This is a genomic window from Streptomyces albicerus (assembly GCF_008905045.1).
GTDB classification, from domain to species: domain Bacteria; phylum Actinomycetota; class Actinomycetes; order Streptomycetales; family Streptomycetaceae; genus Streptomyces; species Streptomyces albicerus.
The window spans coordinates 60732-66922 of sequence record NZ_VWMY01000063.1 but is presented as its reverse complement, the minus strand read 5'-3'; the positions used below and the strand labels follow the sequence as shown (position 1 = coordinate 66922).

6 protein-coding genes are annotated in these 6191 nt (G+C 70.5%); 1 reads left to right on the top strand and 5 read right to left on the bottom strand.

Going from position 1 to position 6191, the window contains the following annotated elements:
* Positions 1-99: 99 nt before the first annotated feature.
* The 4 genes from GAS53_RS42165 to GAS53_RS42150 all read right to left on the bottom strand — a co-directional run bounded on the left by GAS53_RS42165 (position 100) and on the right by GAS53_RS42150 (position 3881).
* A complete protein-coding gene (locus GAS53_RS42165) occupies positions 100-768 on the bottom strand; it encodes a response regulator (protein ID WP_151483063.1) in 669 nt (222 codons plus the stop codon).
* Positions 765-1988, bottom strand: a complete 1224-nt coding sequence (locus tag GAS53_RS42160) for a sensor histidine kinase (protein WP_225859422.1) — start codon at positions 1986-1988, stop codon at positions 765-767. Before GAS53_RS42160 ends, GAS53_RS42165 begins: the two co-directional genes overlap by 4 nt.
* Positions 1989-2196: 208 nt before the next feature.
* Positions 2197-2970: an ABC transporter permease gene (locus GAS53_RS42155; RefSeq protein ID WP_151483062.1), complete on the bottom strand. Its 774-nt coding sequence runs from the start codon at positions 2968-2970 to the stop codon at positions 2197-2199.
* Positions 2967-3881 (bottom strand): ATP-binding cassette domain-containing protein, encoded by a 915-nt coding sequence (locus tag GAS53_RS42150; RefSeq protein WP_151483061.1) that lies wholly within the window; start codon positions 3879-3881, stop codon positions 2967-2969. Before GAS53_RS42150 ends, GAS53_RS42155 begins: the two co-directional genes overlap by 4 nt.
* Before the next feature lie 95 nt (positions 3882-3976).
* Between GAS53_RS42150 and GAS53_RS42145 the strand changes: the two genes are divergently transcribed.
* Positions 3977-4525, top strand: coding sequence for a GNAT family N-acetyltransferase (locus GAS53_RS42145; RefSeq protein ID WP_151483060.1), 549 nt, complete (start codon positions 3977-3979; stop codon positions 4523-4525).
* A 19-nt stretch (positions 4526-4544) separates the two neighbouring features.
* On the opposite strand, the gene GAS53_RS42140 is transcribed toward GAS53_RS42145, so the two are convergent.
* On the bottom strand, positions 4545-6191 hold the full coding sequence (locus GAS53_RS42140; protein ID WP_151483059.1) for a type VI secretion protein: 1647 nt from the start codon (positions 6189-6191) through the stop codon (positions 4545-4547).

Below are 6191 nucleotides of genomic sequence, written 5' to 3'. Positions count from 1 at the left end.
CAGGGGGGACCCTGTGGGAGAGTAGGACACCGCCGAACAAATTTTAAAGAAAAGCCCCCGCACTTCGGTGCGGGGGCTTTTTTGTGTTCCGGGTGCATTTCAGGACGGCTGTACCAACCTTGTGTCGTACGCCAGAATCACCGCCTGAATGCGGTCCCGGGAGCCCGTCTTCGCGAGGATTCGGCTTACGTGGGTCTTCACTGTCGATTCGGCCAGGTGGAGGCGTGCGGAGATCTCCAGGTTCGTCCAGCCCTTTCCGATGACCGTCAGGATTTCGCGTTCGCGGTCTGTGAGGGGGGCGAGGCGTGGGTCCAGGCCGGGAGGTGAGTCCGAGTTCGCCGTGGGGAGGTGCTGGGCGTATGCGTCGAGCAGGCGGCGGGTCAGGCTCGGGGCTACGACCGCGTCGCCGGTGGCCACCGAGCGGATGCCGGAGAGGAGTTCCTCGGGCTGTGCGTCTTTGATGAGGAAGCCGGAGGCGCCCGCTCGCAGGCCGGCGTACGCGTACTCGTCCAGGTCGAAGGTGGTGAGGATGAGGACGCGGGTGCGGTCGCCCGAGGAGACGATGCGGCGGGTGGCCTCGATGCCGTCGAGGCCGGGCATGCGGATGTCCATCAGGACCACGTCGGGGTGGAGTTCGGCGGTCATGCGGACGGCCTCGCTGCCGTTGCCCGCCTCGCCCAGGACCGTCATGTCGTCCTGGCTCTCCAGGAGCATGCGGAAGCCGAAGCGCTGCAGTGGCTGGTCGTCGGCGATGAGCACGGTGGTCACTGCGGGGTTTCCTCCGGTAGGTGAAGGTGGACGCGCCAGCCGTGTTCCGGGAGCGGGCCGGACTCAAGTGTGCCGCCGTACAAGGCGGTTCGCTCGCGCATTCCGGTGAGGCCGCGGCCCGGGGTGCCGTTCGGATGGGGGCCGCCCCCGCGGCCCGTGTCGGTCACTGTCACCGTCACCGCGCCCCCGTTCTCGTACGAGACGGAGACGGTCGATGTCGCGGCGGGGCCGCCGTGTTTGAGGGTGTTCGTGAGGGCTTCCTGGATGACTCGGTAGACGGTGAGCTGGCGGCCCGGAGGGAGGGTGGTGGCGTAGCCGTGGATGGTGGTGCGGACGGGGAGGCCGGCGGAGCGTACGCCGTCGATGAGTTGGTCGAGGTCGGTGAGGGAGGGCTGGGGGGCCATCTCGAGTTCCGGGGATTCGGCCGCTGAGGGCTCGACTCCCCGGGGGTCGGTGCGCAGTACGTCGAGGAGGCGGCGGAGTTCGCCCAGGGCCTGGCGGCTGGTGGTGCCGATGGCGGTCAGGGCCTGTGCGGCGCGTTCCGGGTTCTTGGCGGCGGCGTAGGAACCGCCGTCCGCGAGGCTGGTGATGACCGAGAGGTTGTGGCCGATGATGTCGTGCATCTCGCGGGCGATGCGGGTGCGTTCGGCGGCGGTGGCGAGTTGGGCCTGCTGGTCGCGTTCCACCTCCAGTTGGCGGGCGCGTTCGACGAGGGAGGCGAGGTACTCCTGACGGGTGCGGTAGGAGATGCCGACGATCGCCACCATGGCGAGGCGGGTCGCCTGCGGGAAGAAGGTCTGGTCGGCGCCCTGTTCATCGGGGTAGCGGAAGGCGTCCACGGTGATCGGTCCCAGGGTGAGGGCGTACGACCAGAGCAGGGTGCGCAGACGGGTGTGCAGAGCGACGTTGAACGTGACGACGAGCAGGGTCAGGCTTGCCTGGAGACCGGCTCCTGTCCAGGCGTTGGCGGCGGCGAGCGGAAGCATCGACAGGAGGACCGCGAAGGGACGGGTGCGGCGCCAGAGGAGCGGGAGGGTGAAGCCCAGGGTCAGGATGGTGAGCAGCCAGGTCGGCGCGTCCGGGTTCTCGGTGATGTTGCGCCAGCCGCCGCCCAGGATGTCGATGCCGGCGGCGGTCAGGAAGAAGCCCGTGACCAGGACGTCCCACACCAGTGGATGGTTCCGGTCGAACGCGCGTGCCCGCTGGGTGAGGCGGTGGATCTGGCGGGTGACCGGCTGCTGTCGTGCCCCGTCCGGTGACCAGCCCCGCCAGGACTGGTCGCGCCAGGCCTGGTCCCGGCGGACGAGGTCCCGGCGGCTCTGGTCGCGGGCCCTGCGCAGCCAGTTCCGGTGCCAGTCCCGTTTCTCGGTCACCGTCCCATCCTCGTACGGGAGCCGCGCGTACGGGAGTTGGGCGTAGGGGAGGCGGTCATACGTCCCGTCGCTTGAGGAGCAGCGCCGCCGCGGCCAGGATCGCCGCCGTCCACAGGGTGAGGGCGAGGAGGGCGGGGCCCGTGGTCGCGTAGTCGGAGGTGTCGCGCAGGGTCATCAGGCCCTCGGCGGCCCGGCCGGGGAAGTACTTGGCGACGCTGTCCATCACGTCGTACGGGAACATCCTGAGAACCTCCGGGAGGACGGTGACGCCTCCGATGAAGGCGGTGATGCCGCCGGGGACCGAGCGGAGCAGGGCGCCGAGGCCGAGGCCGATGAGAGCCAGGGCGGTCAGGCCCGCCGTGCCGGCGAGCAGGGTGCCGAACACGCCGGGGTCGGTGAGGGACAGTTCCTTGTCGGTGCCGTCGAGGAAGAGCTGTCCCGATACGAAGGTGACGAGGAGCGTGGCGAGTGTGGCCGTGAAGGTGACCGCGGTGACGACGCCGGCCTTGGACCACAGGACCGGGATGCGGCGCGGTACGGCCACCATCGTGGAGCGGACCATCCCCGTGCCGTACTCGCCCGAGATGAAAAGGACGGCGACGACGGCCAGGATGATCTGCGAGAACTGGGTGCCGAAGAGGAGGAACTGGACCGGGTCGAAGCGGGCTGCCTCGCCGCCGTCCTGGTCGTACGACGCGGCGATCGCGATGCCGACGCCGACGGTCAGGGCCGTCGCCGCGGCGAGCATGATCCAGGTGGAGCGGACCGTCCACAGCTTGTGCCATTCGGAGCGCAGGACGCGGGCCGGGGTGAGGGCGATGGTGGTCATGCCGGCTCCAGGTGTGCGGCGAACTCGAGGGAGTCGCGGGTCAGGTCCATGAAGGCCTCCTCCAACGAGGCGGCGTGCGGGGTGAGTTCGAAGAGCGGGATGCCGTGCGCGGCGGCGGTGCGGCCGATGTGTTCGGCATCTGTGCCGCGGACTTCGAGGGCGCCGGGGGCGGAGCTGGTCACGTCGACCTCGGGTGCCGCGAGCAGCTCGGTGAGCAGGCCGGCTTCGGGGGTGACGACCTTGACGGTGCCCGCGCCCGATTCGCGTACGAACCTGTCGACGGTCGTGTCGGCCAGTAGCCGGCCCCTGCCGATGATGATCAGGTGCTCGGCGGTCAGGGCCATCTCGCTCATCAGGTGGGAGGAGACGAAGACCGTACGGCCTTCCGCGGCAAGGGACTTGAGGAGCGTGCGGATCCACAGGACGCCCTCGGGGTCGAGGCCGTTGACCGGTTCGTCGAGGATGACCGTGGCCGGGTCGCCGAGCAGCGCGGCCGCGATGCCGAGGCGTTGGCCCATGCCGAGGGAGAAGCCCTTGACCCGCTGTCCGGCCACGTCGGTCAGGCCGGTGAGGTCCAGGACGTGTGCGACGCGGCTTCTGGGGATGCCGTGGGTGAGGGCGAGCGCGACAAGGTGGTGGTAGGCCGTGCGGCCCGGGTGGACCGAGCGGGCCTCCAGGAGCGCGCCGACCTCGTGGAGGGGTGCGGAGTGGTCGGCGTACGCGCGGTCGCCGACGGTGGCGCTGCCGTGGGTCGGTGCGTCCAGGCCGAGGATCATGCGCATGGTGGTGGACTTGCCGGCGCCGTTGGGGCCGAGGAAGCCGGTGACCGTGCCCGGGCGGACGGTGAAGGTGAGGTCGGACACGACTGTCTTGTCGCCGTAGCGTTTGGTCAGTTCGGAGGCCGTAATCATGTCTTCGATGCTCGGCCGGGCCGGGGGGCCGGGGCGTCGGACGGCGGCGGGATATGAGGTGAAGGGTGTAGTACCCGGGTATTACGGTGACCCTCATGAAGCACGTGATCCGTTCGATACGTCCTGATGAGTGGCCTGCGGTGAAGGAGCTCCGGCTGGCCGCGCTGCGGGATCCGGTGGCGCATCTTGCCTTCCTGGAGACGTACGAGGATGCCGTGGGCCGGCCCGACAGCTTCTGGCAGGAGCGGGCTGCGGGGGCCGCGGAAGGCGTGCTCGAGCGGCAGCAGATCGTGGTCGAGGCTCCCGACGGGCGGTGGGTCGGGTCCGTGGTCGTGCTCGTGGAGGAGGCCGGGGAGAAAGGCGCCCTCGGCGGCGTGAACGAGGAGCGTCAGGCGCATCTCGTGGCGGTCTACGTACGTCCCGAGGCGCGCGGGCAGGGGCTCACCGAGTGGCTCTTCGCGTATGCCCTGGACTGGGCGTGGGAGGTGGCCGGGGTCGAGCGGGTGCGGCTGTTCGTGCACTCGCGGAACGCTCGGGCCGAGGGCTTCTACCGGAAGATGGGGTTCGTGCCCACGGGGGAGACGCTGCCGGTGGAGGGGGATCCCACGGCTCGGGAGCTGGAGTTCGTGCTCAAGCGGCCCTAGGGGGCGGGGAGTTCGACCGTCAGACCGGGAGTTCGTGGTGGGGCCAGCGGGAGCGGGCCTGTTCGCGGGAGCGGAGGAGGGCGAGGGTGGGGAGGCCTTGGTCCGGGCCGGTGCCCGCGCCCGTGCCCGGCGCGCTCGATGCGAGCAGGTCCGGGAGTTGGGGGAGCGGGGCGACCGCGGCCACATCGTCCAGGACGAGCGTGAGTGGTGGGTCGAGGCGACCGGAGGATGACCGTTCGGCCATGCGCCGGCCGCGCTCGACCACGCTTGAGGCGAGGGCCGTCAGCAGGGGCATCGCGCCGGGATTCGCCCTGGGGTCCTCGATGGGTTCACCGACCACATAAAGCGTGCCCCCTTCGTTGACGAAGGAATCCAAGGTGAGCGTGTCGGTTCGGTTGGGGGTACAGGCTTCGCGGATGTTGACCGTGAAAAGCGACGAAAGGGCCCGGGCTGTCAACTCCTGGGCGATGTCCCGGCGTTCGGGATGAGAGGTGAGCGCGGCTTCGAGTTCGCCCGCGGAGCCGGACGCGGCCTTGGGATTCGTACGGAGGGCGCGTACGGCGTCCTGGACCTGGGTGCCCTGGGCCCAGCGGTGGACGTGGCGGATGGTGCGGCCGTCCACGGCGGCGGCGTGCAGGTAGCAGCGCAGGAGCGTTTCCGCTGTGTCGGCGACTGTCTGGTCGATCTTCGCGGTGGGGCGGACCGGGGCGAGGAGCGCTGCCGCGCGGGCCTTCGCGGTGTCCTTGTCCTCGCAGCCGGCTGAAGGGGACCAGTGGAGGCGGGCCGGGGTGTCGCAGAGGTGGGCGGGGTCGTAGAGGAGGACCGGGCCCAGTTTCGCCCGGGCGTCCTTGGTGTCCGACCAGAGGGTCGGGTTGGACGTGATGACCAGGACCGGGCCGTCCGCGTCGCGGATGGCTTGGACCGCGAGCGGGTGGCGGGTTTCGGGTGAGCCGAGGATGACGGGGCCCCGCGGGGCTGGAACGGAGCTTTCCCACCCGCCTGCCCGTTTGCTGTCAGTTGCCACAGGAACCGATTCCGGCGGCGGCTCCGCCGACCGCGCCGGGACGGAGGATGTTGTGGAGTGCGCCGCCGGTGGGTGGGACTCCCCGGGCCGGCTGGCTGACGGGTGCGCTGCCGCGGGGGTTTCCGCCGTCGGCCATCCTTCTGCCGGGTGCGCTCCTGCCGGATGTTTCCCCGCCGGGCGACCCGCCTCATGACCCTCCGTCGTCCGGCCCGGAGCGGCCTCGCGAGGGTCGGGCCCCCGCGAGATATCCGACTCCGCCGCGGCGAGCGTCCTGCGCCGTGCCCTCCCCGCCCGCCACCTCGCCACCGTCCCCAGTACGAACACCGTCAGGACCAGGAGCACCATCAGCTGGCCGATGAACAGGCCCCAGAAGAGCCCGTACCCCGAGAGCTGGGTCTCCGGTGTGTCCGGCCAGGCGGCCGCGATGTCGTGCGGGGTCGCGATCAGTTGGCGCATGGCCAGGGGCGTACGGCGGAAGGTGACGTTGGCGGGCCAGGAGCCGTGGGCGAAGAGGCCGGCCAGGCCTGTGGCCGTCCACACCATCACGGTCATGCCCAGGACGAAGGCGAGGACCCCGACCAACAGCCCGTCGGGGATGCCCCCTGCGCCCTCACGGTGGCGATCGCGATCGTCCGGTCTCAT